Raw genomic sequence first — 25,021 nt, 5'->3', positions numbered from 1 at the left:
GTCCCGCAATGGATTTCATGGGTGGGATACTGCCTCGCTTATGGCAAGGGGAGAACGATCCTGAAATCGGTGTATCCAGGCCGGCTTTCGCACTCGATCACGCCCAGGTGCTGTTGCACGAAGGTTTGCGCCAAGGTGAGCCCCAGACCGCTGCCGCCTTCCCTGCCCGACACCAGCGGGTAGAAAATCCGGTCGCGGATCTGGGGTGCGATGCCCGGTCCATTGTCAATGATATGCAAGTCTAATGCCAGGTTGTAGCGGACCTTGGCCAGGGTCACCTGGCGCGCCACGCGCGTCTTGAAAATCAGCTCCGCATCGCCCGCTTCGATGCGCTCGGCCAGCGCCTGCGCCGCGTTATGCGCAATGTTGAGCACGGTCTGTATCAGTTGCTCCTTGTCGCCGCGAAACTCGGGGATCGAGGCGTCGTAATCGCGCGAAATGGTCAGTCCGCTGGGAAACTCGGCCAGGATCAGGCTGCGCACCCGTTCGCACACTTCATGGATATTCACGTCGCCCACGATGTGCGGGCGGCGGTGCGGCGCCAGCAGGCGGTCGACCAGCGTCTGCAGGCGGTCCGCTTCCTTGATGATGACTTGCGTGTATTCGCGCAATTCGCTCAGGTGCAGGGCCGGCAATTCCAGCTCCAGCAGCTGGGCCGCGCCGCGGATGCCGCCCAGCGGGTTCTTGATTTCATGCGCCAGGTTGCGGATCAGCTCCTTGTTGACCTGGCTCTGGTCGAGGATGCGCTCCTCGCGGTCGAGTTTTAATTGCTGCACATTTTCGCGCAGTTCGATCAGCACGCCGTCGCGCGGTGCGTCGAGGGCGCTGACGATGCTGTGCACGCGCAGCGGCTCGCGCCCCAGGCGTTCCAGGCTCAGGTCCTGGCGCAAATCGGAAAATTTATGTTCGAGCGCCTGCGCGCAGATGCCGGCCAGCTCCTCGGGATTGAGGAACAGCGCCATCAGTTTTTGCCGCGACAGCGCCTTTAATGAGCTTTCCAGCAGGTTTTCCGCCGCCGCGTTGGCATAGCTGATGCGGCCGTCGCCGTCGAGCAGGATCACGGCCGAAGCGAGCAGATCAAGGCCTGCCAGGTGGGCCGGGCGGCTGGAATGGTTGTCTAGTGTCATGTGCTTTACCGAATATTCGCGATCTCGCGTTTCAGGGCCTCGACGTTCTGCTGCGTCCGGCTGATGTTGTCCTTCAGTTGCGCCACCCGTTCCTGATATTTCGCATAGTTACGCTCGTTGCCCTGGCGCTCGGGCTGCCCGCCGTTAAATTCCAGGCGCTGCGCCGCCAGTTTCTGCTCTTCGCTGCGCAATTCGTCCTGCAGGATCTGGCGCCGGTCCAGGTCGCGCGCGCGCTGCTCCGCACCATCGACCTTGGGAAACGCGCCGGCGGCAGGCGCCGCCGTGGCCACCGCCTGCGTGGCGGACCGGGCAGGCGCGCCGGCCAGCGGCGCCGTCTTGCGTGGCGGCTCCGTCAGGGCGCCCGGCAAATCGAGCAGCTGGCAATGCGCGCCGGCCCGCCTGTCCGTGTACGTCTTGTGTCCCTGCGCATCGGCGCACACATACAACTGCCCGTGCGCCTGTGCCGCCGCGCCCAGCAATCCTGCCATCAGCGCCATTCTGTAATGCTTGGTCAATCTCTACTCCTGTCGGCACATGCCGCATCGTTCCTGGGCCGACTATACAACAACGCACTGTGGCGCCATAACAAAAAACGCGGGCAAGACCATCGCCTCACCCGCGTTTTTTTATTCACTACCGGCACGTTGCCGGCGTGGCGCCATTACAGCGAGTAGTACATGTCGAACTCGGCAGGATGCGTGGTCATGCGCATGCGCTGCACGTCCTGCATTTTCAGTTCCAGGTAAGCGTCGATCATCGAATCGCTGAACACACCGCCGCGGGTCAGGAACTCGCGGTCCTTGTCCAGGGCTTCCAGTGCTTCTTCCAGCGAAGCGCACACGGTAGGGATCAGTGCGTCTTCTTCCGGCGGCAGATGGTACAGATCTTTCGAGGCGGCTTCGCCCGGATGGATCTTGTTGGCAACGCCGTCCAGGCCGGCCATCAGCAGTGCGGCGAAGCACAGGTACGGGTTCGCCAGTGGATCCGGGAAGCGCGCTTCGACGCGGCGGCCTTTTGGATTGGCCACGTGCGGGATACGGATCGAGGCGGAACGGTTTTTCGCCGAGTACGCCAGTTTCACCGGCGCTTCGTAGCCTGGTACCAGACGCTTGTACGAGTTGGTGCCCGGATTGGTGATCGCGTTCAGTGCCTTGGCGTGCTTGATGATGCCGCCGATGTAGTACAGGGCGAAATCGGACAGGCCGGCATAGCCATCGCCAGCGAACAGGTTTTTGCCATCTTTCCATACGGATTGATGCACGTGCATGCCCGAACCGTTGTCGCCAACGATAGGTTTCGGCATGAAGGTGGCGGTCTTGCCATAGCTGTGCGCCACGTTCCACACCACGTATTTCAGGTTTTGCGTCCAGTCGGCGCGCTCGACCAGGGTCGAGAACTTGGTGCCGATTTCATTCTGACCGGCGCCGGCCACTTCGTGATGATGTACCTCAACCGGGATGCCCAGCGATTCCAGGATCAGGCACATTTCCGAACGCATGTCCTGGAAGCTGTCCACTGGCGGCACGGGGAAGTAGCCGCCCTTGACGGTAGGACGGTGGCCGCTGTTGCCGCCTTCGATATCCTTGCCGGTCGACCAGGAACCTTCGTCCGAACCGATCTTGACGAAGCAGCCCGACATGTCGATCTTCCAGCGCACGCTGTCGAAGATGAAGAATTCCGGCTCAGGGCCGAAGTAGGCGGTGTCGCCCATGCCCGACGATTTCAGGTAGGCTTCGGCGCGTTTCGCGATCGAGCGCGGGTCGCGGTCGTAGCCCTTGCCGTCCGACGGTTCGATCACGTCGCACTGCATGAACAGGGTCGTTTCTTCCATGAACGGGTCGATATTGGCCGTGTTTGGATCCGGCAGCAAGATCATGTCGGACGCTTCGATACCTTTCCAGCCAGCGATCGAAGAACCGTCAAAGGCGTGGCCCGACTCGAATTTGTCCATGTCGAAGTGCGACACGGGAACCGTCACGTGCTGCTCTTTACCACGGGTATCAGCAAAGCGGAAATCAACGAATTTGACTTCGTTTTCTTCTACCATCTTCAAGACTTCTGCGGCTGTCATTGCCATGCGTATCTCCTAAATGAATGTGGGGTGAGCCGACCTTAGTGCGTCTGGGCTGATGAAGCGAAGCAAACATTGCGTGCCACCAAAACTCATAAGGATCATAGCAGATTCCATGCCAGCTCCAGAAGAGACCTGGCCGCCAGAGGCAAAAACCGGCTATCCCAATGAAAGTTTTCCCGCCCGCGATTTTCCTGCTGAGTTTGCATCAAATCAAGAATGCACTATGCAAGTGCAAAAAACGAATAACGCACCATTATCGTGCATTTTGTGCGGATTTCTGAAAAATGCCTCGTTGTGGTGCATGCGCCGTGCGCCGTGGTTTCCCGTTTGCGGGGCGCGGATGGCGCACTATAATCGACCATACCTGCCCACTTTCATCGAGGACGCCATGACTACCGCCGCCGACATCCTGACCACCGCCCGCAGCCGGGCCAATGAAGGTACGCCGTATGCCGGCGCCGTCACGCCGCAGGAAGCGTACGCGCTGCTGCAACTGGACGCAGCCGCCAAGCTCATCGACGTGCGCACGAACGCCGAGCGCGACTGGGTAGGCCGGGTCGACATCGCCGATACCCAGCATGGTGCGGTGCAGTGGGCCACCTACCCGGGCGGCGTGCCGAATCCCGATTTCCTCGCGCAGCTGGCGGCCCAGGCCGGCAAAGACGAGGTGCTGCTGTTCCTGTGCCGCTCGGGCGTGCGTTCGCGCCATGCCGCCAAGCTGGCCACCGAGCACGGCTATATCAACTGCTTCGACATCCTTGAAGGGTTTGAAGGCGACAAGGATGCGGACGGCCACCGCAAGCAGATCGGCGGCTGGTGCAAGGCCGGGCTGCCGTGGCTGGGCGCCTGACGCTGGCCGCCTGACTATCTGAACAGTGTTTGATCTGGCGGGCCACGCGATGGCCCGTCATCGACTACAACCATCCATGCGCGCCCGATTTTTTCAACTGCGGCGCAAATTCTCCTTGAAGAAATGTACCTTATATAGTACAACGTAGAGGTGCGTCATGGATGCTTCCGGCTTGCGGCAGATTACCCTGCTGTTCTATGCGAACGGCAATGGCGGCGAACCCGTGCGCGACTGGCTCAAGTCCTTGCCGCTTGAAGAGCGCCATGTGATCGGGCAAGACTTGATGCATGCGCAATGGCGCTGGCCCGTGGGCATGCCCCTGTGCCGGCATCTCGGGCACGGCTTGTCGGAAGTGCGCAGCAGCTTGCCCGGCAACCGCATTGCGCGCGTGCTGATCTGCCATCACGGCGATTGCCTGGTGGCGCTGCACGGCTTTATCAAGAAAACCCGGACGACGCCGGAAGACGACCTGGCGCTGGCCCGCAAACGCTACAAGGAACTGACATGAACGCCACCGCTCCCCATCTCGGCAGCAGCCTCGACGACTTTTTAAAAGAAGAAGGCATCTTCGAGCAAACGCAAACCCGCGCCATCAAGGAAGTGATCGCCTGGCAACTGACGCAGGCGATGCAGGAGCAATCGCTGTCGAAGACGCGCATGGCGGACCTGCTGCAGACGAGCCGCTCGCAGCTCGACCGCCTGCTCGACCCCAGCAGCGACGTGACGCTCTCCACCTTGGAGCGGGCCGCCGCGCTGCTTGGACGCAAGCTGTCGGTCACCCTCGTTTAAGCGACTTAAGCGCTCAGGCCGCCTCGCCTGCCTCTGGATGCTCGCCCATCAGGGTCAATATGCGCTTGCGCACGAAATTGATATGGCTGCGCAAGCCATACAGGCCATCGGCAAACGACAGGGGAATCGAGATCTGGTTGACCATGTCCTCGATCTGGTCCAGCCGCTTCAATTGCTCCGCATACACGTGCGCGCGCTGCGCTTGCGGCACGTCTTCCAGCGCCTGCTCCACCGTGCGCAACTGGCCGTACCAGCGGTACACGCGCGAGCGGATGCGCCACACGTACAGGGGCGGCACCACGCGCGACAGGGGCAGGATCAAAGCGCCGAGCGCCACCACCAGCACCCACATGCGGTCGAAGAAATTAGCCAGCCAGAAACTCATATAGCGCTGCAGCACGGGCGCGCCATCCTTGTAGAATTTCAACGCTTCGGGCGCGACAGGAATTTCCGTGTAGCGCGCGGACGGGAATTGCCCCTGCTGCTGGAACCAGCCCGTGCCGCCATGGATGCCTGCCGCCGCCTGCACGAACAGGTCGACGAGGGCCGGATGCAAGTCTTCGCGCGCAACCAGGGTGGCGGTCGGCGCGATCAGATGATAATCCTGCGCCGGGATGTTTTTGCCCAGGTCGACTATGCCGCGCGGCAAGACGACATGCGTGAGGAAAGGCAGGCGCCGCGTGTACGCCTCCGCCTGCGAAAAATCAAACAGCTTGATGCCCGGCGTCTGCAGCAGCATCTGGATCAGCGGCGCTTCCGGCGCCGAGCTGAACACAAGACCGTCGATGCGCCCTTCCAGCAGCTCCACCGTGGCGGGCGTGTTTTGCAAGGCACTGACCGTCAGCTCGCTCGCTTCCACGCCATTCACGGACAGCAACTGCCGGAACAGGCTGGGCACGCCCGTGCCTTCCGGCCCCAGGTTGATCTTCATGCCCTTCAATTGCGTCAGTTCCGTCACCGCCTTGTCTTCGCGCAAGAACAGCCAGACGGGTTCCGTAAACAGGCTGCCCAGGGAGATGAGGCCATGGCGCTCGGCATCAGCGTGTTCCGTCGAGCCGCTTTGCACGAAGGCGATATCGGTCTTGCCCGCGTTCAGGCGCTGCAGGTTTTCCTGCGAACCCAGCGATGGCTGCAAGGTCACCTTGATGCCGTGCCTGGCCAGGGTAGCCGCGTATTTCTTGCCGAACTCTTCATACGCGCTATTGTCCTGCCCCGTCGACAGGCTCACCTGGCGCGGCGGCGCCGGGTCGACCAGCCAGTAAGCAAGCGCGCAGAATGCGCCGACGAGCAGCAGGGTGGGACCGGCAGTGGCGAGGAAATCGCGCACGGAAAAGCGGCTGAACGCGAGAATTTTGGACATGTGGTGGCGCATAGGTTTCATGGGTGGCTACGATGCCAAGAAAAGCCCAACTATGCAAGGCACTTTCACATGCGCGGCCTGGCCATTTCCGCTACAGTGGCAGATCGATCACCTACCCTCTGGAGCCCCGCATGCTGAAAATTCTTGGAAAAGCCGCCTCGATCAATGTCCGCAAAGTCCTGTGGACGTGCGACGAACTCGACCTGCCCTACGAACGCGAAGACTGGGGCAGCGGCTTTCGCAGTACCGACGACCCGGCTTTCCTGACCCTGAACCCGAACGCCATGGTGCCCGTGCTGGTTGACGGCGACCTGGTGCTGTGGGAATCGAACACGATCTGCCGCTACCTGTGCGCCCAGGCGGGCCGCGACGACTTGCTTCCAAGCACGCCACGCGCCCGCGCGGAAGTGGAAAAATGGATGGATTGGCAGATGGGCGATTTGAACAACAGCTGGCGCTACGCCTTCATGTCGCTGGTGCGCCACAGCCCGGCCCACCAGGATGCGGCGCAGCTGGCAGCCGGTATTGCCGGATGGAACAAGATGATGGGCGTGCTGGAACAGCAGCTGCAGCGTACGGGCGCCTTCGTGTGCGGCGAAGCGTTCACCCTGGCCGATATCGTGCTGGGCCTGTCCGTCAAGCGCTGGCTGATGGCTCCGATGCAGCGCCCCGATTATCCGGCCATCGCCGCCTATCACGCGCGCCTGGAAGATAAAACGGCCGCGTTTGCCGGCTAGCAAGAAAAAACGCCAGCATGGAAGCTGGCATTTTGCTCAATCCGCATACTGCCGGTTAATTCGTGCACTGCCTGGCCACACCATCGGCCGGCGCGGGCGGTTCGATCAGCGGCATCAAGCTCGGCGCCAGCGACACCAGCAATTGCACGGGCAAGGCGCTGGTGAAATCGTAGTTCTTCGATTCCGGTCCGCGCACATACGCCGTCATGCTGCCGTAGAAGCGCTCGCCGATATTGAAGACGAACGTGGCCGAGCGGTTCACATAGCGCGACTCGATCAGGCGGCCGCCGGCGCCATACACGTCGAAACGCTGGTCGCCCGTACCCGTCTTGCCGCCCATCGGGATCGGCACGCCGTCGGCGCCGACGAATGCCGTCTTCGCCCGTTTCGCCGTACCGTCCGACACGACTTCGCGGATGGCCTTGGCGACGGCCTTGGCCACGTCCGGCGACAACACTTGCTCCGCCTCCACCTTGCTGCCCCGCTTGACCATGGTGTCGTACGGCGTGTTGGCGGCGAAATGCATGGAATCGATGCGCACGCTCGGCTTGCGCACGCCATCGTTGATGATGATGCCCATCAATTCGGCCAGCGCGGCGGGACGGTCGGCCGACGCGCCCAAGGTGGTCGCATACGACGGCACCAGCGAATCAAACGGGTAGCCCATCTTCTTCCACTGGCGGTGGATTTCCAGGAAGCCTTCCACTTCCAGCAAGTTGGCGATGCGGCGGTCCTGCGCATGCTTGCGGTGCGTGTTGAACAGCCATTTGTAGACTTCCTGGCGTTCCTTTTCGCTGGCCGCCACCATCTGCGTCAGGGTGGAACCTTCATGCTGGCGCAGATACGCCACCATCCACAGTTCCAGCGGATGCACATTGGCCAGATAACCGCGGTCGGCCAAGGACCAGTTTTCCATCGCGTACTGCTGGTACATCTTGGCGACGCGCTCGGGCGGCACTTCGTTTTGCGACGGCAGGTTGGCGTTGAGGAAATCGCCGAATTCCGCCACCGTGCCCTTCGGGTTGACGGTGCGGAAGATATTCGCCAGGCGCACGGGCGTCGGGCGGATGCTGGCCAATAAAATCTTTTCCTGCTCGTCAACGCTCTTGCCGCGGTACTTCTGATAGAAGCGGTGCAGGAATTCGCGCCCTTCCTTGTCGGCAAAGCGGCTCAGGTACTGCGCACGGCGCGGATCGTCCGCGTCCGCCAGCAACGAGGCCGAAGAATCGGGGCGCGAGAACATGTAGTAGCGGGCCACGTCGCGCATCAGGCGCACGAACACCAGGTTGGTCGACTGGCGCAGCGCCTGCTGCACCGTCATGATGCGGCTGTCGTCGAGCTTGGAGAAGTTGCCGAAATGGTGCAAGCCGCCGCCCGTGAAGAAGCCTTCGCCCGGGTTGCCCGAATATTTGCGTTCCATGGCGGCCGCCAGCATGGCCGGCAGGTTGCGCGCTTCGCCGAGCGGCAATGGTTTCAGATAGGCAATCGCCCACTGCGACAGCATGTCCTTGGGATCGACGGCGATTTTGCCCAGCTCGGCGGCGCCCATGCCGCTGTAGCGCTGGTGCAACTGGTCGATGATGTCCAGGTACGTGACCAGGGTGCGCAGCTTGGCCGTGGAACCGAGGTCCAGCTTGGCGCCTTCGTTGATGTCGAGCGGCTGGTCAAAGTTATCCGTTTGCACGCGCAGCAAGTTGGCCTGCTCGCCCTTTTGCAGCAAGGTAAAACTGTAGACTACGTTGGCGGGGTCGCCATTGCCCAGCATGCCTTTGCCCGTCAGGCCCGCCGCTTTCGCCACTTCCGGGTCGCGCAGCTCGCGCAAGACCTTGGTGACGGCGTTTTGCGCCTGCGCGTCGAGCGTGCTGACCACTTTCAGGTCGAGGCGGTCGAGGTTGTACAAACGCGGATCGCCGAGCATGGTGGCCAGGTGGTTGCGCACGGCATTCGAGGCCTTGCGCGTAACGAACGAGGTCGATGCTTCCGATTGCACGCCGGACGCCGTCGACGGACGCAGCTTCTCGGCGATGGCCGCATCGCGCAGCTGCGGTGAAATCACGCCCGCCTGCGCTAGCAAACGCAGATGGCTGTTGGTCAATTCTTCCAGGTCGGCGCCGCCGGCCACCAGATAATGGGAAGGACGGCGCTGCGCGATCAGCAGGCTCAGCGCCTGCTTGTAGGCCAGCGCGCTGCCCGGCTGGTCCATTTTTCCACTAAGCAAAGTTTTCACTTCGGCAAACGGACGGCCATACCAGACCCACATGCCGTCGCCGATGCCGTTGACTTCGCCAAAGCCGCTCTTTGCCGACAGCGGCACGGTATTGAGGTAATTGACGACGATCTTGCGCCGCGCTTCCATGGTGTTTTCGCCATCCTGGTATGAGCGCAGGCTGGCCGAAATCATCTGCAGCAGCTTGTCCTGCATGGAACTGGTGCGCCCGTCTTCCGAATGCCGGTATTTTTCGATCTGCGTGGCCAGCGTGCTGCCGCCGCCGCCGCGGTGGCCGCCGAACAGGTTCAGCGCCTTGTCGAGAATCGCCTTGCTCAGACGGTCCCATTCCACGGCGGGATTGCGCTTGGGCGTGCCCGGGTCGAGCAATTCGCGGTTTTCGATGAACAGCAGGCTTTGCACGAGCGCGGGCGGCGCTTCGGCAAAGCCGTCGAACATGCGCTCGGGATAGCTGGCCGCGAACAGCGGCGCGGCGCGGCAATCGAGGATGGTCAGCCCGGCGCGATTTTTCTCGTGATAGGTGGCAAAGATGCCACGGTCGACCAGCTGCACCATTTTCGGCGACATGCGCGCCTGCGCCGTGACGGCGTAGTCGCGCGCATTGAGTTTGGTGATGAAGTCGGGCAAGCTGGCATAGCCGAGCCGCTCGTCATACGGGCCGTGCTGCGGATAGCGGATGGCGCCCGCCGGTGCAGGGCCGGGCTCGACCTTGAACGCCAGTTGGCGGTCCAGGCGCGTGAAAAACTCTGCCTGCAGGGCCGACGTGCGCACTTCGCGCATGACGAACCACGCCACGCCGGCGATCAGCGCCAGCACGATGATGGCAAAGATCGGCCAGATGCGCGAACGGCGCTTCTTCGGCGGGCTCGCCGGCGGCGGCGCCTCGGGAGCTGGATCAGAGGGGGGCCGCTCTTGCGCGGCCAGATTGACGCCTGTGTCTTTCATGGGATGCTGGGGTAAGGTTGGGTTTGGACGGCGCGGAAAAGGCGGCAACGATGCCGCTCCGCGCAGGATAAGACGAGGGCCAGCCAGGGCCGGTCACAACAAAACTTGCTTAACATGATGTCCATACCGGTGAATCAAAAAAACACGCTACTGCACAGGCAGGCGACCGCGCGTTCGACACGCAAGGCCCCTGTTCACCATTCCACCACATCGGCATGAAAACGACTGACGAGCGCGCACAAAAATCTTGCTTCATTGAAGATTTTCGCAAAAAAACAACGTCTTGGAACGTACGCTGGCGTACATAGATGCATGGCGGGCTGGACGCCAGCGAAAAAGCCGCCGGCGCCGGGCTGGCTGCATCTCAGATGGTGGTGTATTCCGCCTGCAAGGTATCGAGTGCGGCGCGCATCTCGGCAAAGGCAGCCGCCGCTTGCGCGGGTTCGCCCTTGACGCCCAGTTCGATATGCCGGCGCGTCTGCGCATCGCCCACGCTGGGCAGGCTGAACACCTTGATCAGCGGAAACTCCGCTTCCAGGCGCACCATCAGCGGCGTGAGCAAGGATTCGGCCGTTTCATACACGAGCAAGGCATGTTCCGCGTGCGGCACCTGGTTGAACAGGTGGGCGTAATGCGTATCGAGCACCCATTCGATCATGGGCCAGGACATGACGGGAAAGCCCGGCACGAAATAATGTTCGCGCACGGCAAAACCGGCAATCTTGTTGTACGGATTCGGAATCAGCTCGGCGCCCTGCACGAATTCCGCCATTTTCAGGCGGTGCAGGTTTTCCGGCGAGTTCAAATCGGCCGGCACGCCCGCCTCCTCGCCCATTTCCGTGATCCGTTGCTGGATATTGAGCTTGCCCTGTGGATGCAGCACCAGCGGCAAGCCCAGCGCATCGGCGGCCGCCTGGCGCGTATGGTCGTCCGGCGTGGCGCCGATGCCGCCAAAGCTGAAGACGATGTCGCCGCTGGCAAAGCTGCGCTGGAGCAAGGCGACCAGGCGGGCCGGCTCGTCGCCCACGTATTCCGCCCAACTCAGCTGCAAGCCGCGCTGCTTGAGCATGCTCACGACTTTCGGAAAATGCTGGTCCGTGCGCTTGCCCGACAGGATTTCGTCGCCAATGATGATCAATCCGATAGCCATGAAACTCCCTCGTAGAATGCAATAAAAATACTCAAGCGTCCGCCGGCGCCACGTCGGTCATGCCGCGTACGCCCCGCAAACGCGCCAGTGCTTCCAGGCAGTAATACTGGAACCACAGACCCGTAAAGATAAAGATCAAGACATACAGCCAGATGGCGAACGCCGCCAGGAAGGGGAAGAACACCACCGACATCACGCCGCCCATCCACAGCATGCCCGGCACGGCGCCGGCCGCGCCGGAGACCATGCCGATGGCCAGCAGCGGCCAGCGCTGCGTGCGCATGATGGCGTGGCGCTCTTCCACGCTGGCGTAATCGGCCATGGCGTCATACGCCATCACGCGGTAGGTCAGCCAGCCCCACAGCACGGCTTGCCCCACCAGCGCGGCCGGCGGAAACGCGTACAGGGGCAGCATGAGCACCCAGACGATGATGAACAGCAGGAACGTCGCCAGCGAGGTGGCGACGCTGCCCAGCATGCTGCCGCCATGCTTCTTTTCCAGCTGCGGAAAATGCCGCCCGCCGATATGCCGGCCGATGGCCGGCATGGCGAACAGGCCAATGAAGATCAGCGCCGTCAAGATCATCAGCGGCAACAGCATGAACATGGCGATCAGGGGCACGATCACGGCTTTCAGCATGCCCAGGCCAAAGGTGGCCAACACCTGGCCGCTGGTGCGGAAGAAGTCATATTGCGTAAACAGCGCATGCAGGCCGTCGATCAGCGGCTGTAAGCCCACATACAGCAGGGCGCCCCACAGGATCAGCGACAGGATGAACGGCGCTATGCTCAACAGCAATATCCTGCCGTGCAATTGCGACAGGAAGGCACGGCCATACGAATTCAGCACATTACGCATCAACGGCGTCCTTTTCGTTTGATTCTTGCAAATTCCACCATGCGGCGCACGCCCAGCCATTGCTGCTGCCAGAAGCCGCGGCCATAGTTGCGCCCGGGCCGGCCCACGCCATGGCTGTCGATGCGGGCCAGCTGGTCGCGCACGCCCGTGCGCGCATAGCCGGCCGAGAAATTCGCGGTGCCCAGCAGCATATCCCAAATCGGCAGCACCACGCCGAAGTTGCAGCCCCCCATGCTGCCCTTGCCTTTCGACTCGTGCCCCACGCCGATCGCATGGTGCGTGCGGTGGAAACGGGGCGAGATCAGCAGCCGCTCGCCGATGCGGCCGAAGTGTATCCTCACATTCGCATGCTGCAAGCTTTGCAAAATACGCGAAATCGACACCAGCAGCACATATTGCCCTGGCGGCACGCCGATACCGAGCGCCACCAGCGCCATCACCACGTCGCGCAGGAAGTCGTCGAGCAGGTGGTTGCGGTCATCGCTCCACAAATTCATGTTTTGCTGGCTGTGATGCAGGCTGTGCAAGCCCCACCACCAGCCGAAATGGTGCGAGGCACGGTGGTAGCAATAGTCGACGAAGTCCAGTATCACAAAATAAATGATAAAACTGACTAAGGGACTGATGCCGGGCAACAGCGATTCCAGGTTCAATGGATGGATATTGTCGAAACGCAAGGCGCCTGCCAAGGCATCCATCAGCGGATCGAGCGTAAAGAACACCACGACAGAAAACAGGCCGATGCGGTGCAGCACCGTGTAGATGAAGTCGTTCCAGCGGGCGCGCGGGTCCGTGATCTTTTGCGCGGGAATCAGGGCTTCGAGCGGGCGCAGCACGAGGAACAGCAGCACCAGTTCGCACAGGCCGATCAGCAGCCATTCCGTGCCCTCGAATGCTTCTTCCGTAAATTCGCCAAAGCCCAGGTGATAGACGAGGGGATTCACCACAGTCTGGAACAGCCAGCCTTGCGCCACGCCAAACGCATCGACCACGGCGTCGATCATCGGGGTGACGAAACTGACGATGTCGGCGGCGATCATGGCTGGCCCTTCTTCCGCGCGTAGGCAGGATGCTCGCGCAGGGTGGCAAAACAGAAACCCTTGTCTTGCAGGCCGGAAATCAAGGCATCGAGGTTGGCGGGCGCCCATGCATCTTTGCGCGACCAGATGCCCATGTGCGCAATGAAAATGTCGCCGCTGCGCAAGTTCGCCAGCGCTTTCTTCAGCAGCATGGCGTTTGGATACTTATCGCTAGGCAATTCATCGCCGGAATACCCCGCCGGCGCCCAGCCCGCATGCTGGTAGCCGCAAGCGCTGCCGGCCGCCAGGGTGCGCGGCGATGTGTAGCCGCCCGGCGCGCGCCAGAACGGGTCGAGCTTGTGTCCGGTCAGTTCCTGAAAGCGTGTATCGACGCGGCGCAATTCCTCGCAGAACTGCTGATCCGTCACCGACGCCAGCTTGCCGCCGTCCTTGCCGAACTGGGGCTTGACCTGGATCAAGCCGTTGGCCAGATCCTTCTTCCAGTACACATGGTCGAACGTATGCGTGCCGAACGCATGGCCTTCGGCGACCCGGGCTTTCCAGTACGGTGCCCACGACGGATCGAGCGAATAGTCGCCGCGCGTCGTCTTTTCATTGGCCAGGAAGAACGTGGCTTTGATCTGGCGCTTGTTCAGCACGTCGGCGATCAGTTGCGCTTGCGACTGGCTGCCCGTGTCGAACGTCATGTAGATCGTACCCTTGCAGGCGGCCGGCGCTGATGCTGCGGCTGGTGCAGCGGCGGCAGGTGCGGCGGCATGCGCGGGCGTCAGCATGGTGCCGGCGCACAGCAGCACGGCGGGCACATGGCCCGCGGAAATCAGGCGTTTCATCATCACACCCGTCATCACATGCGCGGCGAGTGCGTGGCGAAATACACGCCATGGGGCGAGCGGCCCACGGGGATCGTCTTGATCACCTTGCGCGTGGTCAAATCGATCACGGCCACTTTCTTGATCCAGCGCAGGGTGACCCACATGGTCTTGCCATCTGGCGTGATTTCCATGCAGTCCGGGCCGCCAGGCACGTTGATGATGCCCACGTTTTCCAGGGTTTGCTGGTCGATGATGTTGATCGTGTTCGACACGCGATTCGACACGAACGTCATGCGGTTGTCACCGAGCGCGCGGAAATTATGCGTGCCGGCGCCCGCCTTGATGCGCTTGACGGTCTTTTGCGTGCGCCAGTCGATCACTTCCACGTAATCGCTGCCCATGATGCCCACCAGCAAATGCTTGCCATCAGGCGTCATCGTGATGCCGGCCGGCGCCGGGCCGACGGGCATGGTCCATTTCACCGTCTGCGTGGCCAGGTCGATGGCGCTGACCTGGTTGCTGCCCTGCTGCGTGATAAAAGCCATGGTGCTGTCGGCCGTGAAGGCCATGTGGCTGGGCAGCTTCGGCAGCGCGATGCGCTTGGCCAGGGTCAGGTTCTTGCCGTCGTAGCGGTACAGGTCGATGCGGTCCAGGCGCAGCGAGTTCGAGATGAACCACTTCTGGTCCGGCGAAAAGCCGATCTGGTAGGGATCGAGGATGTTGCTGATGCGGCGCTGGATCTGGCCCGACACGGGGTCGAGGAAGATCAGTTCGTTGCCGACGGAGCTGGCGACGATCAGCGACTTGCCGTCCGGCGTCTCCATCAGGTGGTGCGGTTCCTTGCCGACGGCAAAGGTGGACAGGGGGGCGTAGGTTTTCTGGTCCAGCAGTTGCACCGTAGCATCACGGGAATTGAGTACCACCACCACTTCGGCTTGCGCCGTCGATATTGCGGAAACCAGGCACAGCGAGGAAAAAACAAGGCGGCGTAGACTGCGGAACATGGAAGAAATCACTGTTAAATACAAAACATGCATTTTACGTGGAACACCGTATTTATTGTGTGAAATCCCCCCTTAAATACAAGCCGTCGCCAAACCTCGTCGTAACTTCCCCATTTTCCCTGCAGCGGGCCTGGAATGGCGCTTTGCAACTCATTGCTCTACAATCTGAAGCTTTCATCGCCTACACAAGGATTATCATGACCACCACCACTACCGCTTCCGGCCTGCAATACATCGATACCGTCGTCGGCGAAGGCGCTGAAGCGCAAGCCGGCAACAATGTTGTCGTGCATTACACGGGCTGGCTGCAGAACGACGACGGCAGCGCCGGTTCGAAATTTGATTCGAGCAAGGACCGCAACGACCCATTCGAATTCCCGCTGGGCGCCGGCCGCGTCATCCAGGGCTGGGACGAAGGCGTGCAAGGCATGAAAGTGGGCGGCAAGCGCCAGCTGATCATCCCGGCAGCACTGGGCTATGGCGCACGCGGCGCCGGCGGCGTGATTCCACCGAACGCCACCCTGATTTTCGACGTCGAACTGCTGGGCGTATAAGAACAGACTCCACAGCGCTCGAGCGACTGTCCCTGGCGCCGCCCCTGTTCACGCAGCGGCGGCGTTTTTGTTTTGAGTGTGTCCTCTAATGCACGGCGCGCTTTTTTCACTATGATGTCAGGCACTGCAGCACGCACGGTGGCCACTCCGCCGCGCCTGCCGCACTTTTCCAGCGATTCCATCAGCACACAGGAGCCATCATGAGTTTACAAGAGCAATTCGACCAAGCGCAGCTCGATTCCAAGACCCTGTCCGAGCGTCCGGACAATATGACCTTGCTGAAAATCTATGCCTTGTTCAAGCAAGCATCGAGCGGCGACGCTACGGGCGAGCGCCCTGGCATGACCGACTTCGTCAACCGCGCCAAGTTCGACGCCTGGGCGGCCCTGGCCGGCACGTCGAAGGAAGATGCACAGCAACAATACATCGACCTGATCGAAGACTTGAAGGACTGATCATCCCCCTGCCCCGGCACAGCCCGGGGCAATGTTATTATTTCCGCATGACACCATCACCGATTTCCCTGGCCCATGCCGCCGACCTGCCCCGTTTGTTCGACGTCTGGCACCTGTCCGTACGCGCCACCCACGATTTCCTCGCCGACAGCGATATCGCTTTCCTCATGCCCTTCGTTCGCGATGAGCTGGCCAAAGTGACGGCCGAACGCCTGCTGCACGTGCTGCGCGATGCCGATGGCAGCGCTTACGCTTTCCTGTGCGTCGAGCACGCCAAGATCGAGATGCTGTTCGTGCATCCCGATCAACGCGGCAGCGGCGCCGGCCGCACGCTGGTCCAGTACGCCATCACGGCCTTGGGCGCCACGGCCGTCGACGTCAACGAGCACAACACGCAAGCGCACGGCTTTTACCGCCACCTGGGTTTTATCGAGGAAAGCCGCTCGGAATGCGACCCCTTTGGCAAGCCTTTCCCCATTTTGCACCTGAAACTGGCCGAAAACGGCTGAAAACTCACTAAAAACCACCAAAACAGGCCGCTAACGCAAAAGTGGCTACCAAACCGGTAGCCACTTTTTTTACGCCTGTATCAGCCGTAATTTACTTTTTTGCCGCCGCCAGCGCTTGCGCGATCCAGCCGTCAAACTTTTGCTGGTGATACTTGATCCAGCCGGCCGTATGGCGCGCGATATCGGCTTGCGTGTTTTCGCCGCGGCGCATGCGCTCATTCTGCGCATTGATGTCCGCCACGGGCAATTGCATCACTTCGAACAGCTTGGCCGCGGCCGGATTTTTCTGCGCCCAGGCCTTGTTCGATACGATGCGCGCCGTGTTGACGGCAAAGCCGTAATCGCTGCCATCGTCGAGGCGGGTGTTCACCTTGTCGGGATTGGCCGAGAACGGCACTTTCAGCCAGACCACGTCCTTGCCCGGCACCAGCACGCCGCTGACCCAGTACGGCGTCCACGTGTAGTACAGGATAGGCTCGCCGCGCTTGTAGCGGCCCAGGGTGTCGGCGATCAGGGCCGCATAGCTGCCCTGCACGTGCGTCACCGTTTCGCGCAGTTTGTACGCATCCATGTGGTTCTCGATCAGCGCTTCGCAGCCCCAGCCCGGGTTGCAGCCCGTCAAATCGGCCTTGCCGTCGCCATCGTGGTCGAACAGCTTGGCCAGGGTGGGATCGCGCAACTGGTCGATATTCGTGATGTTGTATTTCTCGGCAGTCGCCTTGTCGATCAGATAACCTTGCGCCGCAGGACCCGCATACTGGCCCGTGCGCGACAGCTTGGCGTCGCCGCCCGCATTGTTATAGAAATCCTTGTGCATCGGGTCCCAGTGCACGGCCATGAAGGTGGCGTCGCCGTTGGCGATGGCGATATGCGCGGTCGGGTATTCCACTTCCTTGATCGGCTGCACTTCGTAGCCGAGCTTTTCCAGGGCCTTGTCGACCAGCATGGTCTGGAAGGTTTCTTCCGCAATCGAGCTTTGCAGCGGCTGCACCTTGACGCCCTTGCCGGGCAGCGCGTCAGCCGTTGCGGCCGGCGCCTGCGCCATGGCCAGGCTGGTGGTCAGGGCCATGGCGGCGATGGCCAGGGCGGAAAACAGCTGGAACTTGCGTTGCGATTTTTGCGTCACTTTAAAATTGTCAATTTGATGCATGTAAATCCTTTCTTATTGTGCGTTGGCCAGCGTTGCTTGCTGTTCAACATTATTTTTCTCCGTGTTGCCGCGCACCAGGCGCAGCACGAAACCGGCGGGACCCGTCTGGTACCAGTGGCGCACGCCGCGGCGTGGCTGGCCCATCGCTTGCGTCAAGCGATCCAGGGTGATGGCCAGCAGCACGATACCGAGCCCCCCCACCGTTGCCAGGCCCATGTCCAGGCGGCCGATGCCGCGCAATACCATCTGGCCCAGGCCGCCCACGGCGATCATCGAAGCGATCACGACCATCGACAGCGACAGCATCAGCGACTGGTTGATACCGGCCATGATGGACGGCATGGCCAGCGGAAACTGCACGCGGGTCAACAACTGCCACGGCGAGGCACCGTAGGCGCGGGCCGCTTCGATCAGGTCGGGACGCACCTGGCGGATGCCGAGGTTGGTCAGGCGCACCAGCGGCGGCAGGGCAAAGATGATCGTGACGATCACGCCCGGCGCATTACCGATACCGAACAGCATCACCACCGGCACCAGGTAAACGAAGGCGGGCGTCGTCTGCATGGCATCGAGCAGGGGGCGCAGGATATTCTGTGCACGGTCGCTGCTGGCAAGGAAAATACCGAGCGGCAAGCCGATGGCCAGGCAGAAGGCCAGCGACGTCAACACCAGCGACAGGGTCGTCATGGCTTCCGGCCAGATGCCCAGCATCGACACGAGCAGCAGCGCCAGCACGGTGCCGATGGCCAGGGTGCGGCTCGTAAATTGCCAAGCCAGCAAGCCGATGATGGCGATCACCGTCAGCGACGGGGCCGCCAGCAGCACGCCTTCCACGCCGGACAGCACGCTGTCGATCGGCGCGCGCACGGCCTGGAAGAAGGGGCGAAAATGGGCCACGACCCAGCCCAGGCCCTGGTTGATCCAGCTTTCCAGCGGCAGCGAACCGTCGAAAATCTGCGTCAGATGAAAGCCGGCCGCATGTTCCGGCTGCACGGCGGGTGCGGCGGCGTCGAGCCAGGCGGTGCTGGCGTCGGTGGGCGGCGTCAGCGCCCAGGGATTGATCTGGGCGGCCTGTTCAACAACAGGTTCTACTGTGGAAACGGTGCTTGGGTTCATGCTTGTCCTTTCTGTTGTTGTTCGGCTATGGCTGGCGTGTCGCGGTCGAGGAACTTCAGCAAGGTCGTCTTGCTGATGGCGCCGCGGAAGCTGCCGTCATTGGCCACCACAGGGACGGCGTAAGGCAGTTGCGCCACCTGGCCGAACAGGCCGGCGACGGGCTCGTCTGCATCGATGGTCTGCACGTCGGGCAGATAGGCATGGGCCAGGCCCAGCGGGCCCACATGGCCGTCGAGCGCACTGCGCAGCGAATCGGCCGAGACGACGCCGAGGAACTTGCGCTGCGGATTGACGACATAGGCAAATGCGCGATCCTGCTCTTCCAGCATCGACAGCGCGGCACGCGAACCGCGGCTCGGCGATTCCGACACGACGATCTGGCTCTTGCGGGCAATATCGCTGGCCTTGAAGACGGCCGCCGCATCGACGCCGCGCACGAAGTTGCGCACGTAATCGTTGGCCGGCTTGCGCAGGATTTCTTCCGGCGTGCCCACTTGCACCACGTGGCCATCTTTCATGATGGCGACGCGGTCGCCGATGCGCATGGCTTCGTCGAGATCATGCGAAATGAAGACGATGGTGCGGCGCTTGATTTGCTGCAAACGCAGCAGTTCCGATTGCATTTCCGTACGAATAATCGGATCGAGCGCGGAAAACGCTTCATCCATCAGCAGGATCGATGGATCGCAGGCCAGCGCACGGGCCAGGCCCACGCGCTGCTGCATGCCGCCCGACAATTCGTCGGGATAGCTGGCGCCGTAGCCGTCCAGGCCCACCTGTTCCAGCGCTTGCTGGGCCAGCGCATGGCGCTCGGCCTTGGGCATGCCGGCCAGTTCCATGCCGAAGGCAGTGTTGTCGAGCACGGTAATTTGCGGCAGCAGCGCGAACGACTGGAACACCATGCTGATATCCTTGCGGCGCAGGGCGCGCAGCTGGGCGTCCGGCAAGGTATTGATGTCGTTGCCGTCGATCAGGATGCGGCCGGCGGTGGGCTCGATCAGGCGGTTCAGCATGCGCACCAGGGTCGACTTGCCCGAACCGGACAGGCCCATGATGACGAAAATCTCGCCCGCTTCAATGGTAAAGGTGGCGTCGAAGACGCCGATGGTGCAGTCGGTCTTGGCCAGGATGTCCTGCTTGCTGGCGCCCTGACGGACGAGTTCAAGTGCTTCTTCTGGCTTGTCGCCGAACACTTTGAACACATGGTCGATAATGATTTGTTTTGCCACGATGTGGTTCTCCCTCGATTTGACGAATGGATTGAAACCCAGCAAGCCTGCTAGCTTGCGGCGGGAATCAGCAAACCCTGTTGCGTCGGCTACGCCACGGCGCACAATGCGCACGGGAGCGACAGGAAACAGGGGGTGACACGCGTGTGACCAGCGGATGGCCAAAGCCGGTGCCGGGGTGCCGTGTGCGTGCTAAAAGAGGCTGTGGTTCAGGACTTTTAACAACGCTAGCGCCATGCAAATACATGGCACCAAATGTATTTGACCGAAAAAAATCGACCAAGCTACTTTTAAACTGGATGCGGGTGTAAAACCCGAAGAATTATTCACCACTCAGCGAGCGGAGAGTACTGCGAAGCAGAAGGTGAAACGCGGTGTAGCTGTTGTAAATATGACTCAAGTATAACGCAAAAAGCCATCAAAGTCCAATGGCTTTCCAAATAGAAATGTGCTAGCAATGTTCGCCAGCGTACAGTCGGACGTAAAAAAGGCGAAAAGCGACATGTTTTCATCGTCTTTTCGCCCATCGCCGCGACATGCTCCCTAGCACCAAACAGGGCGCCAGACAAGCGGGCCAAATGCCATCAAACTGCTTCGGTAAACACCTTGCGCATTTTCTCGGCAATCTTGCCTTCAATCGTGGAGGCGAAGGCGCTGAGCATGAAACCCAACTTGATTTGCAGTTGCGCCTGCTCTTTTTCCAGGGTCAGCGAACCATCGACGCCGCTGCGCTCGAAGCGCAGCACATCGCCATCCCAGGCGCACGCCAGGTCATATTCCTGGGCCAGCTTGTCGGCCACTTGCTGCGCCGCTTCGCGCGCCTTTGCTGCTGTCAGCTTATGTTGCTGAACTATATTTATATCCGCCATCAAACGATCCTTTTATTATAAAAACGGGGGCAATACGGCCAGCATCATACCAGCCGCCATGCGGCGGGCACGGCCGCAGCGGGCGCCGGACGGCCAAAAAAGCCCGTCCTTCCCGCGCATCGTTTGCGCGGAATCAAACCGGATGTGCCCAAGCGGGACGACTATTCCAGTTCCAGTTGCGCGTGTCTTGGAGAACTACCATGGACCAGAAAGTCATCGTGCCGGTCGAAGCCGTCCTGACCAAATGCGTGTCCCTGCCCGTCGGCTATGTCCCTACCCCCTCGGCGCCCTACCGCCAGCACCGCAAGAATGCGCAACTGACCTTGCAGCCGGGCCCGCCCCGCCTGACGGAGGCAACGGTGCGCAACCTGGCCGCCGTGCCCGTCGGTTCACGCGTGCTGATCTGGAAGCAAGATCCGTCCGTCAGCGACCTGGGCACCCGTAAAGCCTTTTTGCCCGGACTGATCCTGCAAGGCCCGCGCGACGCGCGCATCACGTTTGGCGAACCGGGCATCGCGCAAGTCAGCCCGAATGCCTTCGGCGACTTCATCGTCTCGCCCAACACCGACCAGTTCGACGCCGTGCACACGTTTGCCATCGTGCGCATGACGCTCACCATGTACCAGCGCGCGCTGGCCAGCAACGACACGGCGCCGCCCCTGCCCTGGCAATGGAATAGTGCCAGCAATACGGCACCGCTGCGCGTGTTCCCGCATGGCTTGCCCAATGTCATGAATGCGTATTACAGCCGCAGCGACAAGGCACTCAAGTTCGGCGACTTCATCCCCAGCGGCGCCACCGAGCGCGTCTACACCTGCCGCTCGCTCGACATCGTCTCGCATGAAACGGGGCACGCCGTGCTCGATGGCCTCAAGCCGAATTGGCTGCTCAGCAACAATCCGCCGCAAACGGGCGGCTTGCACGAATCGTTCGGCGACCTGACGGCCATCTTCCTGGCCCTGTCGCAGCTGGACCAGGTGGAAGCGGTGATCGCGCAAACGAAATCCGACCTGCACGACAAGACCTTCCTGGCCGACCTGGCGGAGCAGTTCGGCCTGGCCCTGGGCCGGCCGAATGGCTTGCGTAATGCCGACAATGACATCAAATTGTCGGAAGCGGGCACGGAAGTGCACGCCATCTCGCAAGTGTTTACGGGCGCCATCTACGACATCCTGGCCGACATCTTTGCCCACGAACGCCAGCCCCAGCTGGAAGACGACGCGGCCGTCCTGCACCGCTGCGGCGACTACCTGCGCAGCCTGGTCCTGCGCGCGCTGGTGGCATCGCCCGACCAGGCCGCCACCTATGCCGACGTGGCCGGCCACATGCTGACGATCGCCCAGGCGGATGGCAATGGCGCCTACCTGGACTTTATCCGCAACAGCTTTACCGTGCGCGAAGTGCTCAAGGCCAATGCCATGACGGAGGAGGGGCAAATGACGTTTGCCCCCGATATCGTCGACGAAGACGGCGCCGTGCAAGACCGGCGTGCCTGCTGCGGTACCATGAACCATGCGGAATACAGCGAATCGGACCAGTTGCTCGAAGCGGAGCGCGAAGCGCTGGCCGCTTGGTGCCGCAGTTACGGTCCCCGGTAAACAGTCCCATGCAAGGCAGCGCACCGGCGCGTCCGCTTCGGGCCAGCCGCAGCAGCGGCAGGCCATGACGCGGCCCACACCACCCACAACAGCAAGGAGCAGCATGAAAATTTCAGCCCGCAGCAGCGGCGGCTTTGCCGGCCTGAGCGAACAGTATGAGATCGATACGCAAGCCCATCCCGCGGGCCCCAGGCTGGAAGCGGCACTGGCCAGCAGCGGCTTTTTCACGCAGCCGCAGGCCACGGATGAACACGTGGGCGCCGATATTCCCCGCTGGCAGATCACCGTCGACGCGCCCACCGCGCGGCGCACCATCACGTTTGCCGAGGATGGCAGTGCTGAAAATGCACGATGGCAGCAATTGCTGGCGCAAATACGCGCCAGCGCCTGAGTGTTCCGGCACTTATTTGTGCCGATCTTGATTTGAGTAAAACAAAAACACCACACGGCAAGTCAGCACATCCCCCGCCCTGCCCCCTGCCGCATCGGGCGACTGTCGCGTTCTTGCCGCGTTCTTCATGGCAACGTCCCGGATAGTCGCTGAATTGCCCGCTCTGCGCGGCAATGACACTGCCAAAAAATGAATTTGCTTATATGTATTGTATATAAGCGGGATTTGTGAGAAATAGCGAATTGCCTTAAAATACAATGCTTTGCTTTAGTATGCGCCGCCGAGGTTCCTGCAGGCGCTACAGCACCTCCCCCAAATTGATAGGACTGTTATGACCCACGTTGTCACCGAATCCTGCATCGCCTGTCGCTATACCGACTGCGTCGATGTCTGCCCGGTAGATTGTTTCCGGGAAGGCCCGAACTTCCTGGCAATCGATCCGGACGAATGTATTGACTGCGCCGTCTGCGTGGCAGAGTGCCCGGTGAACGCGATTTTCGCGGAAGAGGACGTGCCGGGCGACCAGCAAGCCTTCATCAAGATCAACGTCGATCTGGCCCGTAACTGGCCTTCGATCACCAAGACGAAGGCTGCCTTGCCGGAAGCGGAGCAATACAAGGACGTCAAGGACAAGCTCGACATGCTGGTGCGCTAAGCGCACGGCAGCTGCGGCGGCAATTCCGGCGGGGATGGATATTCTTCCCCGCAGGGGCGTGGCGGCAAAAAAACAGACAAAAAGCAGCGGAAACGCTGCTTTTTTTGCTTTTAAAGCATCGTTGCAGCTCTATCCACGTAACTGTGGCGCGCTGTCACAACTATGCGCAAACAGTGGACCTATGCGCGGTAAAGCACATTTTGTCCTCAACAAATATCGTAAAATTGGATTATGATATTTGAGCCGATATTGGCGCTTGGAATCAAACAAGGACTCTATATGCTTTACCAACTGCACGAACTGCAACGCTCTTTCCTCACTCCGGTGATGCAATGGGCAGACATGTCCTCCAAGTTATTTACCAACCCGGTTTCCCCTCTGGCCCACACCCCGTTTTCGCAACGCATCGCAGCCGGCTACGAGCTGATGTACCGCCTTGGCAAAGACTACGAAAAACCGCAATTCGACATCAAATCCGTTCTCGTCCAGGGCGAGAGCGTCGACATACGCGAACACGTTGTCGTGACAAAACCGTTTTGCCGCCTGATTCACTTCAAAAAAGAAGCCACTGGCTTGCAACAGCCCAAAGTTTTGCTGGTTGCCCCCCTGTCCGGTCACCACTCGACCCTGCTGCGCGATACCGTGCGCGGCTTGCTGGCCGAGCACGATGTCTACATCACCGACTGGACGGACGCGCGCATGGTACCGCTGACGGAAGGCCCGTTCCACCTCGATGACTACATTTATTATGTGCAAGAATTCATCCGCCTGCTGGCGCCTGATTTGCACGTGATTTCCGTCTGTCAACCGACCGTGCCCGTGCTGGCCGCCATCTCGCTGATGGCGACGGCAAAAGATCCGCACATGCCGAAAACCATGACGATGATGGGCGGCCCGATCGACCCGCGCCGCTCGCCCACGCAAGTAAACAACCTGGCGACGGAAAAGAAATTCTCGTGGTTTGAAAACACCGTGATCTACGCGGTGCCGCCGAACTACCCGGGCTTTGGCCGCAAGGTGTATCCGGGCTTCCTGCAGCACGCCGGCTTCATCGCCATGAACCCGGGCCGCCACGCGCAAAGCCACCGCGAGTTCTACATGCACCTGGTGACGGGCGATGACGAGCCGGCGGAAGGCCACCGCCAGTTCTACAACGAGTACAACGCCGTACTGGACATGCCGGCCGAGTACTACCTGGAAACCATTAAAACGGTTTTCCAGGAATTCAGCCTGCCGATGGGCACCTGGAAAGTGGGCGGCCAGCTGGTGCGTCCGCAAGACATCACGAACGTGGCGCTGTTCACCGTGGAAGGCGAACTGGACGACATTTCCGGTGCCGGCCAGACGCAAGCCGCACACGACTTGTGTTCCGGCATCCCTGCCGACATGCAGCAAGACTTCGTGGCGCCGAAATGCGGCCACTACGGTATCTTCTCGGGCCGCCGCTGGCGCGAGATCATTTGCCCGAAGATCGGCGAATTCATCCAGAAACACGGCTGATACACGGCATACCCATCGAAA

At 61.1% G+C, this 25,021-nt stretch carries 25 protein-coding genes; 11 read left to right on the top strand and 14 right to left on the bottom strand.

What is annotated here, in order from left to right:
• Positions 1-38: 38 nt before the first annotated feature.
• The 3 genes from glnL to glnA form a co-directional block, all read right to left on the bottom strand.
• On the bottom strand, positions 39-1,127 hold the full coding sequence (glnL, locus tag JAB4_RS06875) for a nitrogen regulation protein NR(II) (RefSeq protein ID WP_070219257.1): 1,089 nt from the start codon (positions 1,125-1,127) through the stop codon (positions 39-41).
• Positions 1,128-1,132: 5 nt separating this feature from the next.
• A complete protein-coding gene (locus JAB4_RS06870; protein ID WP_070219341.1) occupies positions 1,133-1,615 on the bottom strand; it encodes a DUF4124 domain-containing protein in 483 nt (160 codons plus the stop codon).
• A gap of 173 nt (positions 1,616-1,788) precedes the next feature.
• Positions 1,789-3,204, bottom strand: a complete 1,416-nt coding sequence (gene glnA / locus JAB4_RS06865) for a type I glutamate--ammonia ligase (RefSeq protein WP_070219258.1) — start codon at positions 3,202-3,204, stop codon at positions 1,789-1,791.
• Between the two features lie 385 nt (positions 3,205-3,589).
• Between glnA and JAB4_RS06860 the strand changes: the two genes are divergently transcribed.
• The 3 genes from JAB4_RS06860 to JAB4_RS06850 all read left to right on the top strand — a co-directional run bounded on the left by JAB4_RS06860 (position 3,590) and on the right by JAB4_RS06850 (position 4,840).
• On the top strand, positions 3,590-4,051 hold the full coding sequence (locus JAB4_RS06860) for a rhodanese-like domain-containing protein (protein ID WP_070219342.1): 462 nt from the start codon (positions 3,590-3,592) through the stop codon (positions 4,049-4,051).
• Between the two features lie 157 nt (positions 4,052-4,208).
• Positions 4,209-4,559 carry a type II toxin-antitoxin system RelE/ParE family toxin gene (locus JAB4_RS06855; RefSeq protein ID WP_070219259.1) on the top strand — a complete coding sequence of 117 codons (351 nt, stop codon included), beginning with the start codon at positions 4,209-4,211 and terminating at the stop codon, positions 4,557-4,559.
• Complete coding sequence (locus JAB4_RS06850; protein ID WP_070219260.1) at positions 4,556-4,840, top strand: XRE family transcriptional regulator; 285 nt, start codon at positions 4,556-4,558, stop codon at positions 4,838-4,840. The genes JAB4_RS06855 and JAB4_RS06850 overlap by 4 nt, the downstream gene beginning before the upstream one ends.
• A 13-nt stretch (positions 4,841-4,853) precedes the next feature.
• Here the strand turns inward: JAB4_RS06850 and JAB4_RS06845 are convergent, their stop codons facing one another.
• Entirely contained in the window at positions 4,854-6,200 is a 1,347-nt protein-coding gene (locus JAB4_RS06845) for a TAXI family TRAP transporter solute-binding subunit (RefSeq protein WP_070219343.1), read from the bottom strand.
• Positions 6,201-6,331: 131 nt separating this feature from the next.
• Here JAB4_RS06845 and JAB4_RS06840 point away from each other — a divergent pair, with 131 nt between their 5' ends.
• Positions 6,332-6,937, top strand: a complete 606-nt coding sequence (locus tag JAB4_RS06840) for a glutathione S-transferase (RefSeq protein WP_070219261.1) — start codon at positions 6,332-6,334, stop codon at positions 6,935-6,937.
• Between the two features lie 55 nt (positions 6,938-6,992).
• Here JAB4_RS06840 and JAB4_RS06835 read toward each other — a convergent pair whose 3' ends face one another.
• The 6 genes from JAB4_RS06835 to JAB4_RS06810 all read right to left on the bottom strand — a co-directional run bounded on the left by JAB4_RS06835 (position 6,993) and on the right by JAB4_RS06810 (position 14,974).
• Positions 6,993-10,109 (bottom strand): transglycosylase domain-containing protein, encoded by a 3,117-nt coding sequence (locus tag JAB4_RS06835; protein ID WP_070219262.1) that lies wholly within the window; start codon positions 10,107-10,109, stop codon positions 6,993-6,995.
• Between the two features lie 364 nt (positions 10,110-10,473).
• A complete protein-coding gene (locus tag JAB4_RS06830; protein WP_070219263.1) occupies positions 10,474-11,259 on the bottom strand; it encodes a molybdopterin-binding protein in 786 nt (261 codons plus the stop codon).
• 31 nt (positions 11,260-11,290) lie between these two features.
• Positions 11,291-12,118: an EI24 domain-containing protein gene (locus JAB4_RS06825; RefSeq protein WP_070219264.1), complete on the bottom strand. Its 828-nt coding sequence runs from the start codon at positions 12,116-12,118 to the stop codon at positions 11,291-11,293.
• A complete protein-coding gene (locus JAB4_RS06820) occupies positions 12,118-13,122 on the bottom strand; it encodes a sterol desaturase family protein (protein ID WP_070219344.1) in 1,005 nt (334 codons plus the stop codon). The genes JAB4_RS06825 and JAB4_RS06820 overlap by 1 nt, the downstream gene beginning before the upstream one ends.
• A 32-nt stretch (positions 13,123-13,154) precedes the next feature.
• A complete protein-coding gene (locus JAB4_RS06815; protein WP_070219345.1) occupies positions 13,155-13,931 on the bottom strand; it encodes a polysaccharide deacetylase family protein in 777 nt (258 codons plus the stop codon).
• A 71-nt stretch (positions 13,932-14,002) separates the two neighbouring features.
• The gene (locus JAB4_RS06810; protein WP_070219265.1) at positions 14,003-14,974 is read right to left on the bottom strand and encodes a beta-propeller fold lactonase family protein; all 972 of its coding nucleotides are present in this window, start codon (positions 14,972-14,974) and stop codon (positions 14,003-14,005) included.
• Between the two features lie 197 nt (positions 14,975-15,171).
• Between JAB4_RS06810 and JAB4_RS06805 the strand changes: the two genes are divergently transcribed.
• The 3 genes from JAB4_RS06805 to JAB4_RS06795 all read left to right on the top strand — a co-directional run bounded on the left by JAB4_RS06805 (position 15,172) and on the right by JAB4_RS06795 (position 16,492).
• On the top strand, positions 15,172-15,528 hold the full coding sequence (locus tag JAB4_RS06805) for an FKBP-type peptidyl-prolyl cis-trans isomerase (RefSeq protein ID WP_034760263.1): 357 nt from the start codon (positions 15,172-15,174) through the stop codon (positions 15,526-15,528).
• Between the two features lie 200 nt (positions 15,529-15,728).
• Positions 15,729-15,983 (top strand): acyl-CoA-binding protein, encoded by a 255-nt coding sequence (locus tag JAB4_RS06800; RefSeq protein WP_070219266.1) that lies wholly within the window; start codon positions 15,729-15,731, stop codon positions 15,981-15,983.
• 47 nt (positions 15,984-16,030) lie between these two features.
• Entirely contained in the window at positions 16,031-16,492 is a 462-nt protein-coding gene (locus JAB4_RS06795) for a GNAT family N-acetyltransferase (protein ID WP_070219267.1), read from the top strand.
• 91 nt (positions 16,493-16,583) lie between these two features.
• On the opposite strand, the gene proX is transcribed toward JAB4_RS06795, so the two are convergent.
• From proX to JAB4_RS06775, 4 genes are all read right to left on the bottom strand, one after another.
• Positions 16,584-17,642: a glycine betaine/L-proline ABC transporter substrate-binding protein ProX gene (gene proX, locus JAB4_RS06790; RefSeq protein WP_070219268.1), complete on the bottom strand. Its 1,059-nt coding sequence runs from the start codon at positions 17,640-17,642 to the stop codon at positions 16,584-16,586.
• Between the two features lie 12 nt (positions 17,643-17,654).
• Positions 17,655-18,758, bottom strand: coding sequence for a glycine betaine/L-proline ABC transporter permease ProW (gene proW, locus JAB4_RS06785; RefSeq protein WP_070219269.1), 1,104 nt, complete (start codon positions 18,756-18,758; stop codon positions 17,655-17,657).
• Entirely contained in the window at positions 18,755-19,987 is a 1,233-nt protein-coding gene (gene proV / locus JAB4_RS06780) for a glycine betaine/L-proline ABC transporter ATP-binding protein ProV (protein ID WP_070219346.1), read from the bottom strand. The genes proW and proV overlap by 4 nt, the downstream gene beginning before the upstream one ends.
• A 584-nt stretch (positions 19,988-20,571) precedes the next feature.
• A complete protein-coding gene (locus tag JAB4_RS06775; protein WP_070219270.1) occupies positions 20,572-20,856 on the bottom strand; it encodes a polyhydroxyalkanoic acid system family protein in 285 nt (94 codons plus the stop codon).
• 200 nt (positions 20,857-21,056) lie between these two features.
• On the opposite strand from JAB4_RS06775, the gene JAB4_RS06770 reads away from it, so the two are divergent.
• From JAB4_RS06770 to phaZ, 4 genes are all read left to right on the top strand, one after another.
• On the top strand, positions 21,057-22,454 hold the full coding sequence (locus tag JAB4_RS06770; RefSeq protein ID WP_070219271.1) for a hypothetical protein: 1,398 nt from the start codon (positions 21,057-21,059) through the stop codon (positions 22,452-22,454).
• 103 nt (positions 22,455-22,557) lie between these two features.
• Complete coding sequence (locus JAB4_RS06765) at positions 22,558-22,845, top strand: protealysin inhibitor emfourin (protein ID WP_070219272.1); 288 nt, start codon at positions 22,558-22,560, stop codon at positions 22,843-22,845.
• A gap of 331 nt (positions 22,846-23,176) precedes the next feature.
• Positions 23,177-23,500 (top strand): ferredoxin FdxA, encoded by a 324-nt coding sequence (fdxA, locus tag JAB4_RS06760; RefSeq protein WP_010395176.1) that lies wholly within the window; start codon positions 23,177-23,179, stop codon positions 23,498-23,500.
• Between the two features lie 279 nt (positions 23,501-23,779).
• Positions 23,780-25,000 carry a polyhydroxyalkanoate depolymerase gene (phaZ, locus tag JAB4_RS06750; protein WP_070219273.1) on the top strand — a complete coding sequence of 407 codons (1,221 nt, stop codon included), beginning with the start codon at positions 23,780-23,782 and terminating at the stop codon, positions 24,998-25,000.
• The last annotated feature ends 21 nt before the right edge of the window (positions 25,001-25,021 follow it).

Source organism: Janthinobacterium sp. HH102, from assembly GCF_001758625.2.
Lineage (GTDB): Bacteria > Pseudomonadota > Gammaproteobacteria > Burkholderiales > Burkholderiaceae_D > Janthinobacterium.
The sequence above is the reverse complement of the archived record's forward strand: the minus strand, read 5'-3'. Positions and strand labels throughout refer to the sequence as shown.